1 protein-coding gene and 1 pseudogene are annotated in these 586 nt (G+C 47.6%); both read left to right on the plus strand.

Translation table 11 applies throughout. From position 1 onward, the window contains the following. Window positions 1-354: acyl-CoA dehydrogenase family protein (locus A3735_RS21665; RefSeq protein WP_255375187.1), on the plus strand; the 354-nt coding region annotated here is incomplete at its 5' end. Between the two features lie 8 nt (window positions 355-362). After that, a pseudogene (locus A3735_RS21670) lies at window positions 363-586 on the plus strand (phosphotransferase family protein); the annotation flags it as partial.

Genomic DNA, 586 nt, shown 5'->3' on the forward strand with positions numbered 1-586 from the left:
CAGGGTTCGGTGCGTGAAGACATTGCCAAGTCCTACTGCGAGATCGAACAAGCGCGCTTGCTTACCTTAAAAGCGGCTGCAAAAATGGACTCACACGGCAACAAAGGGGCAAAAGACCTGATCGCCATGATCAAGATCGTTGCGCCACAAATGGCCTGTACGGTAATTGATCGAGCGATTCAGATACATGGCGCAGCAGGTTTAAGCCAAGACTTCTTCTTATCTGATGCATATCAAATGGCACGTATTATTCGTCTAGCGGATGGGCCAGATCAGGTTCATATGATGCAGCTTGGTCGTGGTGTCTCAGCAGGGTATTCTGCAATGCAAATGATGAAGATGCGTAAGGCTTAGGAGAAGGTATGTCGGATATAAAAACAAATGTTGATGAGCTCGATGTTGTTAAGCTAGCTGCTTACCTTGCAGACAATATCGAAGGCTTTTCTGGGCCGATTAAAGCAACAAAATTTGAGGGGGGGCAGTCAAACCCGACTTTCAAGCTGTCTTCTCCTTCGGGGGACTTTGTTCTAAGAAGGCAGCCTCCAGGCAAACTGCTCAAATCTGCTCATGCAGTCGACAGAGAGTT

Source organism: Oleiphilus sp. HI0061, assembly GCF_001635675.1.